This window comes from Streptomyces vulcanius, from assembly GCF_042653945.1.
GTDB classification, from domain to species: Bacteria; Actinomycetota; Actinomycetes; order Streptomycetales; family Streptomycetaceae; genus Streptomyces; species Streptomyces mangrovi.
The window spans coordinates 150548-172534 of record NZ_JBHSFK010000016.1; the positions used below are offsets into that span (position 1 = coordinate 150548).

The following is a 21987-nucleotide window of genomic DNA, read 5'->3' on the forward strand; positions in this document are numbered from 1 at the left end:
CACATGGCACCCGAACCACCCCTGCTCAGCATGTCCGCGATCACCAAGTCGTTCCCCGGAGTCCGTGCCCTGGACGGCGTCGACCTCGACGTCCAGGCCGGTGAGGTGCACTGTCTGCTCGGCCAGAACGGCGCCGGGAAGTCCACCCTCATCAAGATCCTGGCCGGCGCGCACCAGCCGGACGGCGGCACCATCCGCTGGCGCGGCGAACGCGTCGCCCTGCCCTCACCCATCGCCGCCATGCGCCTGGGCATCGCCACCATCTACCAGGAACTCGACCTGATGGAACACCAGTCGGTGGCGGAGAACGTCCACCTCGGCCATGAGCCGACGGCGGCCGGATTCGTCGTACGACGCAAGGCTGCGCAGGCCTCGACAGCCGCGCTGCTCAAGCGACTCGGGCACCCGGAGATCGATCCGTCCCGCCCCGTGGGGGAGTTGCCGGCCGCGCAGCGGCAGATCGTCTCCATGGCCCGAGCCCTCTCCCACGACGTACGCCTCATCGTGATGGACGAGCCGTCCGCCGCCCTCGACCCCGACGAGGTCGACAACCTCTTCCGCATCGTCGGCGGCCTCACCGCCGACGGCGTCGCCGTCGTCTACATCTCCCACCGGCTGGAGGAGATCCGGCGCATCGGTGACCGGGTGACCGTGCTCAAGGACGGCCGGGGCGTCGCGGCGGGACTCCCCGCCAGGACCACTCCGGCCCGGGAGGTCATCGCCCTGATGACCGGCCGCGACGTCGAGTACGTCTTCCCCGGCAGACCGGCGGAGGCCCCCGCGGGCGAGTCCGTGCTCCAGGTGCGCGGGCTCGCCCGCGACGTCGAGTTCGCGCCGCTCGACCTCGACCTGCGGCCCGGGGAGATCGTCGGCCTCGCCGGCCTGGTCGGCTCCGGGCGCTCCGAGATCCTGGAGACCATCTACGGGGCACGCAAGCCCTCGGCGGGCCAAGTCACTGTCGACGGGAGGAAGTTACGGACCGGCAGCGTGCGCGCGGCGGTCCGCGCCGGACTCGGTCTCGCGCCCGAGGAACGCAAGGCGCAGGCACTGCTGATGCTGGAGTCCGTCACCCGCAACGTCTCGGTCTCCTCCCTCTCCCGCTTCTCCCGCGCCGGCTGGATCGACCGCAACGCCGAGCGCGCCGCCGCCCGCGACTCGATCCGCGAGCTGTCCCTGCGGCCCGACGACCCGGCCGTGCCCGTGCGCACCCTCTCCGGCGGCAACCAGCAGAAGGCCGTCCTCGCCCGCTGGCTGCTGCGCGGCTGCCGGGTGCTGCTGCTCGACGAACCCACCCGCGGTGTCGACGTCGGCGCCCGTGCCGAGCTGTACGCGGTGATCCGCCGCCTCGCGGACGAGGGACTCGCCGTCCTCCTCGTCTCCAGCGAGGTGCCCGAGGTCCTCGGCCTCGCGGACCGCGTCCTGGTGCTCCGCGAGGGCCGGGTCGTGCACACCGCCCCCGCCGGGGAGCTCGACGAACACCGTGTCCTCGACCTGGTCATGCAAGGAAGCACGGAAGGAAGCCCGGCGTCATGACGCAGCATGGGTCCCCTCCCGTCGACAGTACCGACAGCACCGGCCGTACGGACAAGGTGACGGTGACCGGCCGTCCCGCGCCCCGGTGGGCCGACGTCCGGGTCCTGTCCCTGATCGGGGTGCTCGCCGTGCTCGTCGTCATCGGCGGCGTCACCCGGCCCGACGAGTTCCTCGACGTCCGCAACCTCCAACTCGTCCTCACCCAGGCCTCGGTGATCGGAGTCGTCACCGTCGGCATGACCTTCGTCATCACCTCCGGCGGCATCGACCTCTCCGTCGGCGCGATCGTCGCCCTCGCCTCGGTCTGGGCGACCACCGTCGCCACCCAGGAGTACGGCTTCGCCGGCATCCTCTTCACCGCGGTGATCGTCGGCCTCGGCTGCGGCCTGGTCAACGGACTGCTCGTCGCGTACGGCGGGTTGGTCCCCTTCATCGCCACCCTCGCCATGCTCGCCTCGGCGCGCGGCCTCGCCCTGCAGATCACCGGGGGCAGCACACAGATCGTCACCGTCGACGGCATCCTCCGGCTCGGCGACCGCGACTCCTACGTACTGGGCATCCCGCCACTCGTCCTCGTCTTCGCGAGTGTGACGGTCATCGGCTGGCTCCTGCTCAACCGCACCACCTTCGGCCGCCGTACCGCCGCCGTCGGCGGCAACGCGGAGGCCGCCCGGCTCGCCGGCATCGACGTCCGCCGCCAGCGGCTCTACCTCTACCTGCTGTCCGGCCTGTGCTGCGGCATCGCCGCCTTCCTGCTGATCGTCCTGTCCGGCTCCGGACAGAACACCAACGGCAACCTCTACGAACTCGACGCCATCGCCGCCGCGATCATCGGCGGCACCCTGCTCACCGGCGGGCGCGGCACCATCACCGGCTCCGTCCTCGGTGTCCTGATCTTCACCACGATCACCAACCTCTTCGCCCTGAACAACCTGCAGAGCGACGTCCAGCAGATCGCCAAGGGAGCGATCATCGTCGCCGCCGTGCTGGTCCAGCGCCGTACCGCGAGCACGACCTGAGGAAGGGTTGCACCGACATGTCACACCTCGCCAGTCGCAGAGGACTGCTGTTCGGCACCGCCGCGGTATCCGCGGGTGCCCTGCTCACCGGTTGCACGAGCAACGAATCCACCGACGACAAGACGGCGGGCGGCGCCGAGCCCGTGGCCGAGAAGTCCGGCAAGCACGTCACCATCGGCTTCGCCGGACCCCAGGCCGACCACGGCTGGCTCAACGCCATCAACGACAACGCCAAGAAGCGCGCGGGAACCTACTCCGACGTCTCCCTGGAGATCACCGAGGGCTCCAACGACATCGCCCAGCAGATCGGCCAGATCGAGACCCTCATCAACAAGAAGGTCGACGTCCTCGTCGTCCTGCCCGCCGACGGCAAGGCCCTCACCCAGGCCGGGCTCAAGGCGATGCGGGCCGGCATCCCGGTCGTCAACCTCGACCGGATCTTCAACTCCGCGCAGGCGTACCGCTGTTGGATCGGCGGCGACAACTACGGCATGGGTCTCAGCGCCGGCCGCTACATCGGCGAGAAACTCAAGGACAAGCCGGACGCCCGCGTGATCGAGCTGGCCGGCCTCGACAACCTGGAGCTGACCAAGCAGCGCACCCAGGGCTTCGACGACGCCCTGAAGAACTACCCCAACATCAGGAAGGTGGCCCGCCAGGCCGCCGAGTTCACCGTCGAGTCCGGCCAGGCCAAGATGGCCCAACTCCTCCAGGCACAGCCGACGTTCGACGCCCTGTGGAACCACGACGACGACCAGGGCGTGGGCGCGCTGCGCGCCGTCGAGCAGGCCGGGCGGGACGGCTTCCTGATGGTCGGCGGAGCCGGTGCCCTCTCCGCCTTCCAGGCCATCAAGCAGGACGACGGCGTCCTGAAGGCCACCGTCCTCTACCCGCCCACCATGGCCGCCTCCGCGATCGACCTCGCCCGCGCCCTCGGCCAGGGCAAGGGCGTCGGCGGCCTCGCCGAGTACGAGATCCCCGCGTCGGTCACCCTCTACTCCGCCGTCGTCGACAAGGACAACGTCGACCAGTACATGCCCACCGGCTTCCGGTGAGCCGCCCCGCTCACCCGGGTTCACCGCGAAACCACGAGAGGAGCACCACCGTATGGAACAGCAGGCTCAGCCCCCGCTGCGCGTCGGCATGGTCGGATACGCGTTCATGGGCGCCGCCCACTCACAGGGCTGGCGCACCGCGGGCCGCGTCTTCGACCTGCCCCGGCAGCCGGTCCTGGCCGTGATCTGCGGACGCGACCCGGCGGCCGTAAGCGCGGCGGCCGACCGGTACGGCTGGGCCGACACCGAGACCGACTGGCGCACCCTGGTCGCCCGGGACGACATCGACCTCGTCGACATCTGCACCCCCGGCGACAGCCACGCCGAGATCGCCCTCGCCGCGCTCGCCGCGGGCAAGCACGTCCTGTGCGAGAAGCCCCTCGCGAACACCGTCGAGGAGGCCGAGACCATGGCCCGCGCGGCCGAAACGGCGTACGCGCGCGACCAGTTGGCGATGGTCGGCTTCAACTACCGTCGGGTGCCCGCCACCTCGCTCGCCCGCCGGATGATCGCCGACGGCCGGCTCGGCACCCTCCGCCATGTGCGGGTGACGTGCCTTCAGGAGTGGCTGGTGGACCCGGAGTTCCCGCTGACCTGGCGGCTGCGCCGGGAGCAGGCCGGCTCCGGCTCGCTCGGCGACCTCGGCGCGCACATCGTCGACCTCGCCCAGTACCTGGCGGGGGAGAGGCTGGCCGGCGTCTCCGCCCTGACGGAGACCTTCGTCCGCGAACGCCCACTGACGGACGGCACGGAAGGGCGCCGCACAGGGGCGGTCACCGTGGACGACGCCGCCCTGTTCACCGGACGGTTCGCCTCCGGCGCGCTCGCCTCCTTCGAGGCCACCCGCTACGCCACCGGCCGCAAGAACGCCCTGCGCCTCGAACTCAACGGTGAGCGCGGCTCGTTGGCGTTCGACCTGGAGCGCCTCAACGAACTCTGGTTCCACGACGCGGGCCAGCCCGCCGCCGAGGCAGGCTTCCGCCGCATCCTCGTCACCGAACCCGACCACCCCTACCTGGACGCCTGGTGGCCGCCGGGCCACGGCCTCGGCTACGAGCACACCTTCGTCCACCAGGCCCGCGACCTCGTCCACGCCATCGCCGAGGGCCGCCGCCCCGAACCCTCCTTCGCCGACGGCCTCCAGATGCAGCGCGTCCTCGCGGCCGTCGAGGAGAGCGCCGCGAAGAACTCCGTCCACACCCCGACCTCGGACTGAGAAAGGCCCACCCCGTGCCGCGTCCCTTCACCCTCTTCACCGGCCAGTGGGCCGACCTGCCCATCGAGGAGGTCTGCCGGCTCGCCCGTGACTTCGGCTACGACGGCCTCGAACTCGCCTGCTGGGGCGACCACTTCGAGGTCGACAAGGCTCTCGTCGACCCCGACTACGTCAAGTCCCGCCACCGACTCCTCGACTCCTACGGCCTGAAGTGCTGGGCGATCTCCAACCACCTCGTCGGCCAGGCCGTCTGCGACGCCATCATCGACGAACGCCACCAGGCCATCCTGCCCGCGGCGATCTGGGCCGACGGCGACCCGGAGGGCGTACGGCAGCGGGCGGCGGCGCGGATGAAGGACACCGCCCGCGCCGCGGCGGCCTTCGGCGTCGACACCGTCGTCGGCTTCACCGGCTCCGCGATCTGGCACCTCGTCGCGATGTTCCCGCCCGCCCCGGAATCGATGATCGACCGCGGCTACGACGACTTCGCCGAACGCTGGAACCCGATCCTCGACGTCTTCGACACCGAGGGCGTGCGCTTCGCCCACGAGGTCCACCCCAGCGAGATCGCCTACGACTACTGGACCACGCGGCGCGCCCTCGAAGCGGTCGGCCACCGCCCCGCCTTCGGCCTCAACTTCGACCCCTCCCACTTCGTCTGGCAGGACCTCGACCCGGTCGGCTTCCTCTGGGACTTCCGCGACCGCATCTACCACGTCGACTGCAAGGAGGCCCGCAAACGCCTCGACGGCCGCAACGGCCGCCTCGGATCCCATCTGCCGTGGGGCGACCCGCGCCGCGGCTGGGACTTCGTCTCCGCCGGACACGGCGACGTCCCCTGGGAGGACGTCTTCCGCATGCTGCGCTCCATCGACTACCAGGGCCCCGTCTCCGTCGAGTGGGAGGACGCCGGCATGGACCGCCTCCAGGGCGCACCCGAGGCCCTGGCCCACCTCAAGTCCTACGACTTCGAGCCGCCGTCGGCCTCCTTCGACGCGGCCTTCTCCAGCTGACCCCCACCAGGAGGCAACCGTGAACCACACCGACGACCAGCTCCGCCGCAGTCTCGGCATCGGCCGCCGCCGCTTCCTCAGCACCTGCTCCGCCGTGGCCGCCGGCGCGATCGCCGCCCCGTCCTCGGCGCGGCCCCCGTCCAGGCCGCGCCCCACCGGCACGGCACCGGCCACGACCGCGCACTCGTCCCCGCGCACAAGCGGGGGATCATCCTCTACACCGTCCGCGACGCGATCGGCCGCGACCCGCTGTCCACCACCCTCCCCTCCGGCTTCCGCGCCGTCTTCGACAAACTGGCCCGCTTCGGCTACCACCAGGTCGAGTTCGCGGGCTACAACCAGCACGCGGGCGCACCCGGCGGGGCGAGCCTGGAGTCCGTCCAGGGCGCCCGGCTGCTGCGCCGCTGGCTGGACGACAACGGACTGCGAGCCCAGGGCAACCACGGCTTCATCCCCGCCTCCTGGCCGCTGACCACCCCCGACCGCGACACCTTCAAGAAGCACCTGGAGATCGCGAACATCCTCGGCATGCCCCACATGCACCGGAGCCGACCCCACCACCAGCTCCTACCGGGCCGACTGGGACCTGGCCGCCGACAAGTGGCACGCGCTCGGCGAACTCGCCCGGCGCGCCGGGATCCGCCTCTACACCCACAACGCACGACGCGGCCTACGACTTCCTCCTCGACCGGGGCCCGCTGGACGCCCAGGGCCGCCCGACCCGCAGCTCCGGCATCCGCAAACTGGAGTACTTCCTGTCCGTCACGGACCCGCGACTGGTCTCGCTGGAGTTGGACGTCTTCTGGGCGCACGTCGCGCAGTACAAGTTCCGCACCTACACGGCCAGCGACGGCTCCCCCCGCAGATCCGTCTTCGACCCGCGGGGCTGGTCACCCGCCACGACAGACGGTTTCCGCTGTTCCACGCCAAGGACGGCGCCGTCGACACCACCAACGGGCTGGGCTACGCCATGGTGCCCTTCGGCACCGGCGACATCGACTACCGGGCGTTCTTCTCCCGCGTCGGCCACCCCGACCGCCACAACCCCATGGTCGAACAGGACAACGCTCCGGGTACGGCCGACCCGGCACAGTCACTGGCCCACGCCGCCACCGGCTACCGCAGCCTCGCCGCACTGCGCCGCTGAGAGTCCGTGTCGGCTTCCTCCTCACGGGTACGCGGTGGGTCCGCCCCCGAAAGAGCTGGAGGGAGCCATGCAGCGAGGCAGTGGCCGGGTGAGTGCTCACCGGGACGACGAGATGAAGCACGAACTGCAGGGTCTGCTGCGATCCGGGCATCCGACACGGACCGAGGAGTGGCAGGACCCGGAGCCGCCCGCCGACGACGATCCCGAACTCTGGACCGGTCCGGTGGCACCCGGCGGCCCCTCCCGGCCGTCGCCCGCGACCCTACGGCTGGAGCTGGGCCGCATCCTGGGCCGCAGCGTCTTCCCCGCGGGCCCGAGCCAGCTCGCCAGGGCCCTGCGCCGCAGGAACGCGCCCGAAGCGCTGGTGGAGGCCGTACGGGACCTCCCGCACAAGGAGCGCTACGCCAACGCCCGCGAAGTGGCCGAGGCGCTGGTGGGGTCCGCCCGCTGAGCACGACAGCAAGCAGCACGACAGCAAGCAGCGCGCCGGCGGGCGGCACGGCCCGCCGGCGTGCCGGAAAGGACGTGGAAAGATCATGCGTATCGCGTTTCTGACAGCGCCCGAGGGCGTCGAGCAGATCGAGCTCACCGACCCCTGGCAGGCGGCCGTCGACGCGGGCCACGAACCCGTACTCGTGTCGACCGCGCCCGGTGAGATCCAGGCCTTCCACCACCTCGACAAGGCGGACACCTTCCCGGTGGACGAGGTCGTCGGCGAGAGCTCGGCGGAGTCCTTCGGCGGCCTTGTCCTGCCGGGCGGCGTCGCCAACCCCGACTTCCTGCGCACCGACGACAGGGCCGTGGCGTTCGTGGCGGCCTTCTTCGAGCACGGGCGGCCCGTCGCCGCGATCTGCCACGCGCCGTGGACGCTCGTCGAGGCGGACGTCGTACGCGGCCGGGTGCTGACCTCGTGGCCCAGCCTGCGCACCGACCTGCGCAACGCCGGCGCCACCTGGGTCGACGAGCAGGTGAAGATCTGCGACCACGGACCGAACAAGCTGATCACCAGCCGCAATCCGGACGACCTGAAGGCGTTCTGCGAGGCGTATCTCGACGTGTTCGCCGAGGAGGCCGCCCGATGAGCGGCACGCCCGGCCGCAAGGACGAACAGCTCAACGGCTTCCGCGCCGAGGACCCCGCCTCCGGACCGCTCACCACAGACCAGGGCGCGGCGGTCGACCACACCGACGACTCACTGTCCGCAGGTGAACGCGGTCCGACCCTGATGGAGGACTTCCACTTCCGGGAGAAGCTGACCCGCTTCGACCACGAGCGCATCCCGGAGAGGGTGGTGCACGCGCGGGGCGCGGGAGCCTACGGCTACCGGGAACAACTTCCCGGTGTTCTTCATCCAGGACGGCATCAAGTTCCCCGACTTCGTGCACGCGGTGAAGCCGGAGCCGCACAACGACATCCCGACCGGCGCCTCCGCGCACGACACCCTGTGGGACTTCGTGTCGCTCCAGCCGGAGACCCTGCACGCCATCATGCGGCTGATGTCGGACCGGGCGATCCCGCGCAGCTACCGCATGATGCAGGGCTTCGCAAGAGTGCCAGGGCAGTGATCCGGACTTCAACCGGCGCGACCTGTGGGACGCGATCGAGGCGGGCGAGTACCCGGAGTGGGAGCTCGGCGTCCAACTCGTGCCGGAGGAGGACGAGTTCTCCTTCGACTTCGACCTCCTCGACGCCACGAAGCTCATCCCCGAGGAGCAGGTGCCCGTCCGCCCGATCGGCCGGATGGTCCTCGACCGCAACCCGGAGAACTTCTTCGCGGAGACCGAGCAGGTCGCCTTCCACACCGCCAACGTCGTGCCCGGCATCGACTTCACCCACGACCCGCTGCTCCAGGCCCGCAACTTCTCCTAAGCGCGACGGCTTCCACCAGAGCACCGTCCACCGCGGCACGAACTACTTCCCCAACTCCCTCGGCGGCGGCTGCCCGGCCCACGCGGGCATGGACGGCACGGCGTTCACCCACTAAGCGGAACGGGTCGACGGCGCCAAGATCCGCCGCCGCAGGCGTTCCGCTTCGAGCTCGGCAAGATCGGGACCTGGGAGATACGGGCCCGTACGGTCGAGGAACTCGCCCGGGTGGACGGCGAGCTGGCCGCCCGGGTGGCGCGCGGCATCGGAGTGCCCGAACCCGCCGCGGGGGCGGACCCGGCGTCCAAGTCGTCGTCACCCGCGCTCAGCATCGAGTCGCAGCGCGGCGACGGCTCGATCCGCACCCGGCGGATCGCGGCGCTGGTCACCGACGGCGTGGACGGCCGGCAGGCGCAGTCGGTGCGGGACGAACTGGCCGCGCGGGGAGCCGTCGTGGAGACGCTCGCCGCGATGGACGGCACCGTGTCCTCGACCGACGGCGAACGGTATCCCGTGGACCGGGCGCTGCCGACCGTGGCGTCCGTGCTGTACGACGCGGTCCTGCTGCCCGGCGGCCCCACGGGCACCCCGCCGCTCACCGCCGACCCCGACGCGATGCGCTTCGTACGCGACGCCTACCGTCACGGCAAGCCCGTGGCGGCCCTGGGCTTTGGAGTGGGCGTCCTCGCGGCCCTGAAACCGGAGGGAGTGCGGCTGTCCGCCGAGTTCCACCGGGTGGTGACCGACCAGGGCGTGATCACGGACACCTCACCGGGCTCCGCCGACCCGGAGTTCGTCGAGGCGTTCGTGGCGGCCCTGGAAGCACACCGCCACTGGAACCGCCTCCCGACCCACTGCTGACGGCGCAACGGACACCGGCGGACTCGACCGGGCGGACTGACGGCACCCCCCGACGGGTACGGTCCGATCATGCCCCGCCTGGTCGACGTCCCCGGATACCCGCGCTTCTGGACCGCCTTCGCGGTGTCGGCGTTCGGCTCCCAGATCACGGGGCTCGCCCTGCAGATCCTCACCGCCGTCACGCTGAGCGCGTCCGCGACGGAGGTGGGCCTGGTCAACGCCGCCCGCTGGCTTCCCTACCTGCTCTTCGGACTCGTCGCCGGCGTCATGGTGGACCGCTGGCGGCGCAAGCCCGTGCTGGTCGCCACGGACCTCGCCCGGGCGGTCCTGCTCGCCGCGATACCCGTGCTGTACGCACTGGACCGGCTGAGCATCGCCACCCTGTGCGCGTTCACGTTCGCCTTCGGGGCGCTGAGCCTGCTGTTCGAGGCGGCCGGCCAGTCGTACATACCGCGACTGGTCCCGAAGGAACTCCTCAACGCGGGCTATGCCCGCACCGAGCAGGCAGGCGCGGTGGCCGGCTCGGCCGGACCCCTGGTCGCCGGAGCGCTGATCAGGCTCATGGGCGCCCCCTTCGCCGTACTCGTGGACGCCGTCACCTATCTCGTCTCCGGTCTGCTGCTCTCCTCGATCAGGGCCCATGACCCGCTTCCCGATCGCAGCGCGCGGCGCGGCCTGGGCAGCGAACTGCGCGAGGGAGTGGCCTGGGTCTACCGGCACCGGACACTGGCGCCCATCGCTCTGACCTCACACGCGATGCTCCTGTTCAACACCATGGTGACCACGGTGTTCGTCGTCTTCGCGCTGCGTGAGGTGCGGATCGGGGACTTCGGCCTCGCGGTCACCTACGCGTCCGCGGCCGTGGGCGCGGTGATCGGCGGCTCGTTCTCCGGGCGCGTGGTGCGCAGGCTCGACGTCGGCGCCACGCTGGTCGCCTTCCGTCTGCTCGCCGCCGTCGGCTGGCTGCCCGTGCTCCTCGCCGAGCGCGGACCGTGGGCGCTGCCCTTGGTGTCCCTGGCCTTCTTCCTGGTGTCCTTCGCCATCGCCGTCGAGAGCCCGGTGGAGCTGGGCTACCGGCAGTCCGTGACGCCCGACCGGCTGCGCGGGCGGATGAACGCCACGATCCGCTCCTTCAACTGGGGGATGGTGGCGGTCGGAGCGCCGCTCGGGGGAGTGCTGGCCGACCACGTCGGCTATCGCTTCGCCCTGTGGACCGGGCTGACCGGAGCCGTCGTCCAGGCACTCCTGCTGGCCTTCTCCCGCACCCGGCAGGCCCGCACCGCGGACGAACTCGATCCGGACGAACTCGATCCGGACGGGCTCGAACCCTCGGCGGCCGTCTGAGTGCACACCGAGGGTTCGAGGTCGGGGGAGGCGCGGCGTCAGGGCACGATGGCCGTCTCCACCAGCAGCCGCGCCGACGCCGCGATCGACTCCGCGTCGATGCCCGCCGCGTGCAGCTGCTGCTCCGGGGACGCCGAGCCCGGCATCGTACGGACGGCGAGCCGCGCCAGCCGGGGGACGGGGCGGCCGTCGGTGAAGGCGTCGAGGACGGCGTCGCCGAGGCCGCCCTCGGGATGGTGGTCCTCGACGGTCAGCAGGCAGCCGGTCTCCTCGGCGGCCAGCCGCAGTGTCGCCCGGTCGACGGGCTTGACCGAGTACAGGTCGATGACCCGGACCCGGATCCCCTCCCCGGCCAGCGCTTCGGCGGCCCGCAGCGCCTCCTGGACGGTGACCCCGGCCGCGACGAGCGTCAGCCGGTCCCCGTCGGAGGAGCGCAGCACCTTGCTGCCGCCGATCGGGAACTTCTCGCCGGGCCCGTAGATCACTGGGCCCGCGCCCCGCGAGGTGCGCAGATAGCGGACGCCGTCGAGACCGGCCATGGCGCCGACCAGCTGGGCGGTCTGGTTGGCGTCGCACGGGTACAGCACGGTCGAGCCGTGCACGGCCCGGAACATCGCCAGGTCCTCGAGACCCATCTGCGACGGACCGTCCTGCCCGATGGCCACCCCGGCGTGCGAACCGATCACATTGATCCCGGCCCCGCTGACCGCCGCCATCCGGACGAAGTCGTGCGCGCGGGTCAGGAAGGCCGCGAACGTGGAGGCGTACGGCACCCAGCCGCTCGCCGCCATCCCGACCGCCGCGGCGACGAGCTGTTGTTCGGCGATGTAGCACTCGAAGAAGCGGTCGGGGTGTTCCTTGGCGAAGTACTCGGCACGCGTGGAGTCGCTCACCTCGCCGTCGAGGGCGACGACGTCGGGGCGGGCGGTGCCGAGGGCGGCGAGCGCCTGCCCGTAGGCGTCCCGGGTCGCCACCTCCTCGGCGGAGTCCCCCGGCTCCCAGCGCGGGAGGTCCAGATGGCCGTCGGGGACGGAGTGCAGTGAGCGGACCGTGGGCGGGGCCTGCACCCGGACGCGCAGGTCACGGACGCCGCCCAGTTCCTCGATCGCCTCGTCCGCGTGGGGCAGCGGCTTGCCGTGCAGTCCCTCCCGGTCCTGGACGGAGGCGACGCCCCTGCCCTTGAGGGTGCGGGCGAGGATCACCGTGGGCCGGCCCCGGGTGGACTCCGCCTCGCCGAGGGCACGGTCCACGGCGTCCACGTCGTGGCCGTCGACCTTGACGGTGTGCCAGTCGAACGCCTGGAAGCGGCGGGCGTAGGCGTCCAGGTCGTGGCCGTGCCGGGTGGGACCGCGCTGGCCGAGCCGGTTGACGTCGACGATCGCCGTGAGGTTGTCCAGGTGTTCGTGGCCGGCGTGCTCGGCGGCCTCCCACACCGAGCCCTCTGCGAGCTCGCTGTCGCCGCACAGCACCCACACCCGGGGGACGGCGCCGTCATGCGGCCCCAGCCGCTTCCCGGCCAGCGCGATGCCGACGCCCACGGGCAGCCCCTGGCCCAGCGAGCCGGTGGCCGTCTCGACCCACGGCAGCCGTCGCGGTGTGGGATGGCCCTCCAGCCGGCTGCCGAACTCACGGAAGGTGAGCAGCTCGTCGTCGCCGATCGCACCGGCCGCCTTGTAGGCGGAGTAGAGCAGCGGGGAGGCGTGGCCCTTGGAGAGGACGAAGCGGTCGTTGGACGGGGCTTCGGGGCGGTCGAAGTCGTAGTGGAGGTGGTGCGCCAGCAGCACCGCCATCAGGTCGGCGGCCGACATCGAGGACGTCGGATGCCCGGATCCCGCGGCGGCGGAGGCGCGGACGCTGTCCACGCGCAACTGCTGTCCGAGTTCGATGAGTTCAGCGGTGTCCATCGGGTTACTGGCCTCCTTCGGAAGGGGTGTCGGGCCGCGGGTTCTTCGGCGTGCCGGTCGACGGCGCGACCAGCGGCGCGGAGCTGTTCCCGGTGTCCCCGGTATGGGCGGCGCCGGGCCCGGAGGACGCCGCCCTCCTGCCGCCCGGTACCCGCGCGAGCTCAGGCGACGCCGTGTCCAGCGGTACCGACCAGGACCGCACGAGCCCCAACTGCACGGACTGGCGCGGCAGTACGGCGTCGAGCAGCCAGTCGGCGGCGACGCGCACCCGGTTGCCCGGCATGGCGGCGAGATGGTAGCCGCGGGTGACGAGCCCGGCCGGGACCCCGGACAGCGGGATGCCCAGCGGATCGGCGGCGGCCTGCGCCCCGCCCAGGTCCACGACGAACCCCAGGTTTCTGTGCCGGTAGGGCCGCGGCTCGCCCCCGCCGAGCGACGCGGCCACGTTCCGACCGGCCACCTGCCCCTGCCGCCACGCGTGCTGCGCGGTCATCGGCGTGTACTGCCCGGGGTTCTCCAGATCGGGTACGGCCGCCGCGTCGCCGCACGCGAACACCTCCGGCCTGCCCGGGACCTGCAGCGTGGGACCGACGAGGAGCCGGCCGCGTTCCAGGGGCAGTCCGAGGGAGTCGACGAGCGGATCGGGCCGTACGCCGACGCACCAGACGAGGGTCCGGGTGTCGACGAACTCGCCGTCGGTGAGCAGGACTCCGTCAGGGGTGGCCTCCTTCACGGAGGTCTCCGTGCGCACCTCGACGCCCCGCTCGCGCAGCACCCGGTCGGCGGTGCGCGAGAGCCGTTCGTCCAGTTCCGGCAGGACGCGCGACGCGACGTCGAGGAGCAGCCAGCGCGGCCGGAGGTCCTTGAGCGAGGGCTGGGAGCGCGTCAGGGAGTCGGTGAACAGCTGCCCGTGCGCGGCGACTTCGGTGCCGGTGTAGCCGGCGCCGACCACGGCGAACGTACAACGCGCCACGCGCTCGGCCGCGTTGTCGGCGGAGGCCGCCAACTCCACCTGCCGGGTGATGTGATCGCGCAGATACAGCGCCTCGGGCAGCCCGCGGAAGCCATGGGCGTGCTCGGCCACCCCGGGGATGGGCAGCAGCTTGTTGACGCTGCCGGCGGCGAGCACCAGCCGGTCGTAGGACAGCGTGCCCGTGTCGTCCTCGGGGCCCGTGTAGTGGACGGTGCGCGCGTCGAGGTCGATCCGCCCGGCCTCGCCGAGGACGTGCCGTACCCCGCGCAGGGTGCCGGGCAGCGAGACGGTGACCCGGCGCGCTTCGAGGACCCCCGAGGCCACCTGGGGCAGCAGCGGCAGATACAGAAAGTAGTCGGTGGGGTTCAGCAGGGTGATGTCGGCCCGGCCGCGCGCCGCCCGCTCCAGCGTGCGGGCCGCGCGGAACCCGGCGAAACCGGCTCCGACGATCACGATGCGGGGTCGACTCACGATGCGCCTCCGGCGGGATGGGTGTCGTGGGCGGGGCGGTGCGAAAACCCCGAGGCCTCCGCGTCCCCCCGACCGGGAGGGCCAAACGTGCGCCCCGCACCCACCGCGGGCCCTTCGCGAAACGTTCCCTCGAACCTAAGCTGGACCGATGACCGACCAGCAGCAGGCCCATGAAGCGGAGCGGCAGCGCATCCGGGAGCAGCATCTGCGGCCGAGCGGCACCCGGCCCGCGTCGTCCGCCAGGGGGCTGCACCACACCGCGCTGATCAGCTCCGACGTCGAGCGGACCGTCCGCTTCTACCAGGACGTGCTGGAGTTCCCGCTGACCGAGCTCATCGAGAACCGCGACTACCCCGGCTCCTCGCACTTCTTCTTCGACATCGGCAACGGCAACCTGCTTGCCTTCTTCGACTTCCCCGGCCTGGACGTGGGCCCGTACGCCGAGGTCCTGGGCGGTCTGCACCACGTGGCGATCTCGGTCGCCCCCGACCGCTGGAGCCGCCTGGTCGACAACCTCACCGGCGCCGGCGTCGACCACGAGGTGCACAGCGAGGTCTCGGTCTACTTCCGCGACCCCGACGGCGCCCGCATCGAACTCATCTCCGACCCGCTCGGCGAGATGTACGGCAACGAAGTGCTGTGAGCCTCAGCTCCCGAAAGTCCCGGGAGACCCGAGATACCGCAGCGCGGAGGCCGCCGCGTGCGCGCCGCACATGCCGTGCGCGCCGGCACCCGGCGGGGTGGCCGCCGAGCACAGGAACATGCCCGGTACGCCCGTGCGGTACGGGTCGAGGGCGAGCCGGGGCCGGGCCACGAGCTGGAGGGCCGTGTTCGCGCCGGTGACGATGTCGCCGCCGACGAAGTTCGGGTTGTACTCGGCGAACGCCGTCGTGGAGCGCACCGCCCGGTCGAGGACGCGCTCGCGGAAGCCGGGCGCGAACCGCTCGATCTGCGCCACGATCGCCTCGGTCGCGTCGCCGTCGTAACCGTGCGGCACATGCGCGTACGTCCACACCGGGTGGACGTCGCCCCGGGAGCGCGTGGGGTCGGCCAGGTACTGCTGGCCGACGAGCACGAACGGGCGCTCCGGCATCCGCCCCGCGTGGACCGTGCGCTCGGCGTGCGCGACCTCCTCGAAGGCGCCTCCCAGATGGACGGTGCCCGCGCGCCGGGCCGCCTCGCTGCTCCAGGGGACACCGCCCTCGACGGCGAAGTCCACCTTGAAGGCGCCGGGCCCGTGCCGGAACCCGCGGTAGGCGCGTGCCACCCGGCCCGGCAGCCGGTCGCCGAGGATGTCGGCGACGGCCCCGGGCGCGAGGTCGAAGAGGACGACGTCGGCCGGCGGCAGCTCGGCGGCCGACCGCACCCGCACCCCGGTCTCGATCCGGCCCCCGGACGCGTCGAGCAGGGCGGCGAGGGCGTCGGTGATCGCCCGGGAACCACCCTCGGCCACCGGCCAGCCGTACCGGTGACCTGCGGCGATGATCGCGAGGCCGACGGCGGCGGTCGCCGGGCGGTGCAGCGGCCGGAAGGCGTGCGCCGCCACACCGCCGTACAGGGCGCGGGCGGTCCCGGTGCGCAGCGCCCGCGCCACGGCGGTCGCGGGCAGCAGCGCCGGCAGCCCGAACCTGGCGAGGCGCAACGGGTGCCGGGGCACGCGCAGGACAGGGCCCATGACGTCCTCGGCGAGAGCGTCGAACCCGGCGGCCACCGGCTCGAACGCGCGCCGCCACAGCCGTCCGTCGCGCGGGCCGAGCCCCGCCGCGGTCTCCCGCACCGACCGGTACAGGACACCGGCGTCGCCCGAGTCCAGCGGATGCGCGCAGTCGATCTCCGGAAGCAGCCAGCGCAGCCCGTACCGCTCCAGGCCGAGGGTCTTCAGGAACGGGGAGCCCACCGCCATCGGATGCGTGGCCGAGCAGTGGTCGTGCAGCAGGCCCGGGGTGAGTTCGCTGGTGCGGGTGCCGCCGCCGATCGTCTCGGCGGCCTCCAGGACGGTGACCTCCACACCGGCCCGGGCCAGGGCGACGGCGCCCGCGAGCCCGTTCGGACCACTGCCCACCACGACGGCTGTGCTCATGAGGTCATACGTTACGGCGGTACTGGCCCCCGACCTCGAAGAAGGCGTCGGTGATCTGCTGGAGCGTGCAGACCCGGGCCGCGTCCATCAGGACCGCGAACACGTTCTGGTCGCTCACCGCCGCCTCCTTGAGGGCGGCCAGCGCGGCATGCGCCTCGTCCCGGTGCCGGGACTGGTAGGTGTGGACCCGCTCCAGCTGGGAGTGCTTCTCCTCCTCGGTGGCGCGGGCGAGTTCGATGACGGCGGGCTCCGCCGTGTCGGCGTGCGGGTTGCGGAAGGTGTTGACGCCGATGAGGGGCAGCGTGCCGTCGTGCTTGCGCTGCTCGTAGAGCATCGACTCGTCCTGGATGCGGCCGCGCTGGTAGCCGGTCTCCATGGCGCCGAGCACCCCGCCGCGCTCGCTGATCCGCTCGAACTCCGTCAGGACCGCGTCCTCGACCAGGTCGGTGAGTTCGTCGATGATGTACGACCCCTGAAGGGGGTTCTCGTTCATCGCCAGGCCCCACTCCCGGTTGATGATCAGCTGGATGGCCAGGGCGCGGCGGACGGAGTCCTCGGTGGGGGTGGTGACGGCCTCGTCGTAGGCGTTGGTGTGCAGGCTGTTGCAGTTGTCGTAGATGGCGATGAGGGCCTGGAGGGTGGTGCGGATGTCGTTGAAGTCCATCTCCTGGGCGTGCAGGGAGCGTCCGGAGGTCTGGACGTGGTACTTCAGCTTCTGCGAGCGGTCGTTCGCGCCGTACTTCTCCTTCATCGCCACCGCCCAGATCCGGCGGGCGACGCGGCCGAGGACGGAGTACTCGGGGTCCATGCCGTTGGAGAAGAAGAAGGACAGGTTGGGCGCGAAGTCGTCGATGTGCATACCGCGCGCGAGGTAGGCCTCGACGTAGGTGAAGCCGTTGGCGAGGGTGAAGGCGAGCTGGCTGATGGGGTTCGCCCCGGCCTCGGCGATGTGGTAGCCGGAGATGGACACCGAGTAGAAGTTGCGGATCTTCTGCGCGATGAACCACTCCTGGACGTCGGCCATCATCCGCAGGCTGAACTCGGTGGAGAACAGGCAGGTGTTCTGGCCCTGGTCCTCCTTGAGGATGTCGGCCTGCACGGTGCCCCGCACGTTCGCCAGCGCGTGGGCGCGCAGCTCGGCCGTCTCCTCGGGGGAGGGGTCGCGGCCCTCGGCGGTCCGGAAGCTCTCGATCCGCTGGTCGATGGTGGTGTTGAGAAAGAACGCGAGGATCGTCGGCGCGGGTCCGTTGATCGTCATGGAGACCGAGGTGGTGGGGGCGACCAGGTCGAAGCCGTCGTAGAGCGCCTTCATGTCCTCCAGGGTGGCCACCGAGACACCGGAGGTGCCGACCTTGCCGTAGATGTCGGGGCGTTCGTCGGGGTCGCGGCCGTAGAGGGTGACGGAGTCGAAGGCGGTGGACAGCCGGGTGGCGGGCTGGCCCTCGGAGAGCAGCTTGAAACGGCGGTTGGTGCGGAACGGGTCGCCCTCGCCGGCGAACATCCGCGCCGGGTCCTCGCCGTCGCGTTTGAAGGGGAACACCCCGGCGGTGAAGGGGAAGTGGCCCGGCAGGTTCTCCCGCCGCCAGTACCGCACCAGCTCCCCGTGGTCGGTGAACCGGGGCAGGGCGACCCGGGGGATCCGGTTGCCGGAGAGGGACTCCCGGGTCAGCGCGGTGCGGATCTCCCGGTCCCGCACCTTCACCACCTGCTCGTCCCCGGAGTACGACGCCACCACGGCGGGCCAGTTCGCGAGCTGTTCGGTGACGTCGTGCGGCAGCCGCCCGCGGGCGTCCTCCAGCAGCGACCGTACGTTCCCGGCGTCGGAGCCCGCCTCGACCAGCTCGCCCTCGACCGCGGCCAGGCGCTGCACCCGCCGGGCCGCCTCCGCCAGCCGCTCGGTGCCGGCGTGGTACGTGCGGACGGCTTCGCCGACCTCGGCCAGATAGCGCACCCGCTCGGCCGGCACCACCTGCCGGATACCGGAGGAGTGACGTACGTCGACCGGCGCCAGCGTGCCCTCGGACAGCGGCAGCCCCCGCTCGGCCAGCATGGTCCTCAAGTGCTGGTAGAGCGCGGTGACTCCGTCGTCGTTGAAGGTGGCCGCCGAGGTGCCGTACACCGGCATGTCCTCGGGGCGGGTGCCGAACGCCTCGCGGTTGCGGACCAGTTGACGGCCCACGTCACGCAACGCGTCCTTGGCGCCGCGCCGTTCGAACTTGTTGATCGCCACCACGTCGGCGAAGTCGAGCATGTCGATCTTCTCCAGCTGCGAGGCGGCACCGAACTCAGGCGTCATCACATACAGCGAGGTGTCGACGAACGGCACGATCGCCGCGTCGCCCTGGCCGATGCCGGGCGTCTCCACGATCACCAGGTCGAACCCGGCCGCCTTCACGACGTCGATCACGTCCGCGAGGTGCTCGGGCAGTTCACGGCTGCCGCGTGTGGCGAGGCTGCGGAAGAACACCCTGTTCCCGTCGAGGGAGTTCATCCGGATGCGGTCGCCGAGCAGGGCGCCGCCGCCGCGCCGCCGGGTCGGGTCGACCGCGATCACCGCGATCCGCAGCTTGTCCTGCTGGTCGAGGCGGAAGCGGCGCACCAGCTCGTCGGTCAGCGACGACTTGCCCGAGCCGCCGGTGCCGGTGATGCCGAGCACCGGCACCGTCCGCGCCGTGGCCCGCAGCCGCTGAAGGAACTCCGGGGGCAGTTTGCCCAGTTCGGCGCCGGTGACGGCACGGGCGATCGCGAACCGGTCGCCCGCGAGCACGGCGTCCGCCTCGGCAGGCTTGCCGTCCCACAGGTCGAAGTCGCAGTCCTCGATCACCGAGTTGACCATCCCGGCCAGGCCCATCCGCTGGCCGTCCTCCGGGGAGAAGATGGTCACCCCGCTGCCGCGCAGCCGGGCGATCTCCTCGGGCACGATGACCCCGCCCCCGCCGCCCACCACGCGCACGTGATCCGCGCCCTGCGCGCGCAGCGACTCGACCAGGTACTCGAAGTACTCCACGTGTCCGCCCTGGTAGGACGACACGGCCACACCATGGGCGTCCTCCTCCAGCGCCGCGTCCACGACCTCCTGGACCGACCGGTTGTGCCCGAGGTGGATCACCTCGGCGCCCTGGGACTGGAAGATGCGCCGCATGATGTTGATCGACGCGTCGTGCCCGTCGAACAGCGCGGAGGCGGTGACCAGACGGACGGGGTGCACGGGGCGATGCAGATCACTCATGGGGGCCTTCCCGGACCGGACAGGGAAACGCTGACTGACGCCGACCCAGGAAATACTAGGACGTCCTACTAAATTACAGCAGTCCATCGCGATGTGAGCACAAGCACAGCGGGCGCGCCGTTGCTCGCCCGGACCGGGTCCATGCCGTACGCGGACATCGGCGGCACCCCGAGCGGTAGCAGGGGGTGAGCGCCAGCGGACGCGTACCTCAGCCTGCCCGCCGCCCAGGAAGGCATCGTCCCCGGAGTCGCCAACTTCCGGCTGACCCGGTACACGGGGCCGCGCCTGGCCCGCCGGATCCTCCTGGAGGGACGCAGGATCCGGGCGACCGACCCGGAGGCCCGGCTGCTCGTCGACGAGGTGCACACCCCGGACGAACTCGACCACGCCGTCGAACGCAGCCCAAGGTCGCCCGCCTCTCGGCCCGCGGCACGGCGTCTCGGCGGCCCTGACCCCTCGACGCGCGGTGCGGTCGTGTCAACGGCCGGGCGGCCACTGGCAAAGGCATGGACAAGGAACGCCCTCGCGGCCGTCGGGATGACCGACTGGCCACACGGCGTTCATTCGGGGGCCGCTGGAGCGGGCCAGGGTGCGGTCGTTGTCAGCTCAACTGCTCGTCAGGGAGGGCACCATGACCGCACAGGCGGAGACATCGGACGGGGTGGCGGAGACTTCCGAGGGGGTCAGCCGTCGTCACGCGCTGGGTCTCCTCGGTACCGCGGGGGCCGGCGCGGCCGTCACGCCGTTGCTGGGAGCGGGTACGGCGCAGGCCGCTCCGCTCGCCGCCCCGGCCGTGCATCTCACCGCGGACTCGGCGGGCGCGCCCCCGGTCCAGGGGCTGCACCTGACCTTCGGGGCGGACCCGCGCACCCAGATGACGGTGTCCTGGATCACCGACAGACCGGTGAAGAAACCCGTGGTCCACTACGGCACGCTGGAGCACGGTTTCGGCTCCAGCGCGAAGGCCCGGACCGCCAGCTATGTGGACGGCACCTCCAGCCGTACCGTCTACGTCCACCACGCCTCGCTGAACCGGCTCACGCCGGGCACCGACTACCTCTATCTCGCCACCCACGAGGGGACGACGCCCGACAGCGGCACCTTCCGCACGGCTCCGCGCGGGCGGATGCCGTTCACCTTCACCAGCTTCGGCGACCAGTCCGCTCCGCAGGTGACCTGGGCGGCCAACGGCACCGCGGCGCTCGACGCGAACTCCACCCCCGCGACGAAGGACATCGTCACCGGCATCGAGCAGGTCGCCCCGCTGTTCCATCTGCTCAACGGCGACCTGTGCTACGCCAACCTCGATGTCGACCGGGTGCGCACGTGGAACAACTTCTTCACCAACAACACCCGTTCCGCGCGCTTCCGCCCCTGGATGCCGGCGGCCGGCAACCACGAGATCGAGAAGGCCAACGGCCCGCTCGGACTCGGCGCCTACCAGACCTACTTCACCCTCCCCTCCACCGAGACCGACGCCGAACTCGCGGGCCTGTGGTACGCCTTCACGGTCGGCTCGGTCCGGGTGATCGTGCTGCAGAACGACGACAACTGCCTCCAGGACGGCGGCGACGTCTACATCAGCGGCTACTCCGGCGGACGCCAACTCGCCTTCCTGGAAAAGGAACTGCGGGCGGCGCGGTCCTCTCGGGACATCGACTGGGTGGTCGTCGCTATGCACCAGGTGATGATCAGCTCCTCGGACGCGAACGGCGCCGACCTCGGCCTGCGCCAGAAGTACGGCCCGCTGTTCGACCGGTACGGCGTGGACCTGGTGCTGTGCGGCCACGAGCACAACTACGAGCGCTCGCTGGCCGTGCGGGGAGTCGTCACGGGCAGCGAGACCCTCACGCCGCGCCCGGTCTCCCGGGCCACCGACTCCATCGACACCGGACTGGGCACCGTCCACATGATCCTCGGCGGCGGAGGCGTCTCCGGAACCACGAACCAGAACTTCTTCAAGGACGGCACCGCCAAGGTCATCACCGCCGTGTCGGCGACCCCCGGCTCCAACGGCAAGCGCACCGCCACCTACACCAAGGAGGAGGCGGTCTGGACCGGCGTCCGGGACACCGAACACCCCTACGGCTTCGCCGCGTTCACCGTCGACCCCGGACGGCACGCCGGTGACACCACCCGTATGCACGTCACCTACTACAACGTGAACAAGCCGAACGGCGAGCTGTCGGTCTTCGAGACGTTCACCCTCCACCGCAAACGCTCCGACGGCCACACCGCCTAGCCCCGGACCGGCAGGCGGGCTGTCGAAAGCCCCG

At 71.6% G+C, this 21987-nt stretch carries 14 protein-coding genes and 2 pseudogenes; 12 read left to right on the forward strand and 4 right to left on the reverse strand.

The window, feature by feature from the left end:
* Positions 1–3: 3 nt before the first annotated feature.
* The 10 genes and pseudogenes from ACFPIH_RS24905 to ACFPIH_RS24950 all read left to right on the forward strand — a co-directional run bounded on the left by ACFPIH_RS24905 (position 4) and on the right by ACFPIH_RS24950 (position 11054).
* Positions 4–1533, forward strand: a complete 1530-nt coding sequence (locus ACFPIH_RS24905) for a sugar ABC transporter ATP-binding protein (RefSeq protein ID WP_381168668.1) — start codon at positions 4–6, stop codon at positions 1531–1533.
* The gene (locus tag ACFPIH_RS24910) at positions 1530–2552 is read left to right on the forward strand and encodes an ABC transporter permease (protein ID WP_381168666.1); all 1023 of its coding nucleotides are present in this window, start codon (positions 1530–1532) and stop codon (positions 2550–2552) included. Before ACFPIH_RS24905 ends, ACFPIH_RS24910 begins: the two co-directional genes overlap by 4 nt.
* 17 nt (positions 2553–2569) lie before the next feature.
* Entirely contained in the window at positions 2570–3607 is a 1038-nt protein-coding gene (locus tag ACFPIH_RS24915; protein ID WP_381168664.1) for a substrate-binding domain-containing protein, read from the forward strand.
* Between the two features lie 52 nt (positions 3608–3659).
* The gene (locus ACFPIH_RS24920; RefSeq protein WP_381168662.1) at positions 3660–4823 is read left to right on the forward strand and encodes a Gfo/Idh/MocA family protein; all 1164 of its coding nucleotides are present in this window, start codon (positions 3660–3662) and stop codon (positions 4821–4823) included.
* 14 nt (positions 4824–4837) lie between these two features.
* The gene (locus tag ACFPIH_RS24925; protein ID WP_381168660.1) at positions 4838–5836 is read left to right on the forward strand and encodes a sugar phosphate isomerase/epimerase family protein; all 999 of its coding nucleotides are present in this window, start codon (positions 4838–4840) and stop codon (positions 5834–5836) included.
* A 19-nt stretch (positions 5837–5855) separates the two neighbouring features.
* Positions 5856–6983, forward strand: a pseudogene (locus ACFPIH_RS24930) (sugar phosphate isomerase/epimerase family protein).
* 67 nt (positions 6984–7050) lie between these two features.
* A complete protein-coding gene (locus tag ACFPIH_RS24935; protein WP_381168658.1) occupies positions 7051–7434 on the forward strand; it encodes a DUF2795 domain-containing protein in 384 nt (127 codons plus the stop codon).
* A gap of 85 nt (positions 7435–7519) precedes the next feature.
* Positions 7520–8065 carry a type 1 glutamine amidotransferase domain-containing protein gene (locus ACFPIH_RS24940; RefSeq protein WP_381168656.1) on the forward strand — a complete coding sequence of 182 codons (546 nt, stop codon included), beginning with the start codon at positions 7520–7522 and terminating at the stop codon, positions 8063–8065.
* A pseudogene (locus ACFPIH_RS24945) lies at positions 8062–9710 on the forward strand (catalase). Before ACFPIH_RS24940 ends, ACFPIH_RS24945 begins: the two are co-directional and overlap by 4 nt.
* 69 nt (positions 9711–9779) lie before the next feature.
* Positions 9780–11054: an MFS transporter gene (locus ACFPIH_RS24950; RefSeq protein WP_381168654.1), complete on the forward strand. Its 1275-nt coding sequence runs from the start codon at positions 9780–9782 to the stop codon at positions 11052–11054.
* A gap of 38 nt (positions 11055–11092) precedes the next feature.
* On the opposite strand, the gene ACFPIH_RS24955 is transcribed toward ACFPIH_RS24950, so the two are convergent.
* Both ACFPIH_RS24955 and ACFPIH_RS24960 read right to left on the reverse strand, forming a co-directional pair.
* On the reverse strand, positions 11093–12958 hold the full coding sequence (locus tag ACFPIH_RS24955; protein WP_381168652.1) for a transketolase: 1866 nt from the start codon (positions 12956–12958) through the stop codon (positions 11093–11095).
* 4 nt (positions 12959–12962) lie between these two features.
* A complete protein-coding gene (locus tag ACFPIH_RS24960) occupies positions 12963–14402 on the reverse strand; it encodes an NAD(P)/FAD-dependent oxidoreductase (protein WP_381168650.1) in 1440 nt (479 codons plus the stop codon).
* A 148-nt stretch (positions 14403–14550) separates the two neighbouring features.
* On the opposite strand from ACFPIH_RS24960, the gene ACFPIH_RS24965 reads away from it, so the two are divergent.
* Positions 14551–15045 carry a VOC family protein gene (locus tag ACFPIH_RS24965; RefSeq protein WP_381168648.1) on the forward strand — a complete coding sequence of 165 codons (495 nt, stop codon included), beginning with the start codon at positions 14551–14553 and terminating at the stop codon, positions 15043–15045.
* A 3-nt stretch (positions 15046–15048) separates the two neighbouring features.
* Here ACFPIH_RS24965 and ACFPIH_RS24970 read toward each other — a convergent pair whose 3' ends face one another.
* Together ACFPIH_RS24970 and icmF are read right to left on the reverse strand one after the other, a co-directional pair.
* Positions 15049–16482, reverse strand: coding sequence for a phytoene desaturase family protein (locus ACFPIH_RS24970; RefSeq protein WP_381168646.1), 1434 nt, complete (start codon positions 16480–16482; stop codon positions 15049–15051).
* Positions 16483–16486: 4 nt separating this feature from the next.
* Positions 16487–19711, reverse strand: coding sequence for a fused isobutyryl-CoA mutase/GTPase IcmF (gene icmF, locus ACFPIH_RS24975; protein ID WP_381168644.1), 3225 nt, complete (start codon positions 19709–19711; stop codon positions 16487–16489).
* A 631-nt stretch (positions 19712–20342) separates the two neighbouring features.
* On the opposite strand from icmF, the gene ACFPIH_RS24980 reads away from it, so the two are divergent.
* Complete coding sequence (locus tag ACFPIH_RS24980; protein WP_381168642.1) at positions 20343–21953, forward strand: purple acid phosphatase family protein; 1611 nt, start codon at positions 20343–20345, stop codon at positions 21951–21953.
* Positions 21954–21987: the final 34 nt, after the last annotated feature.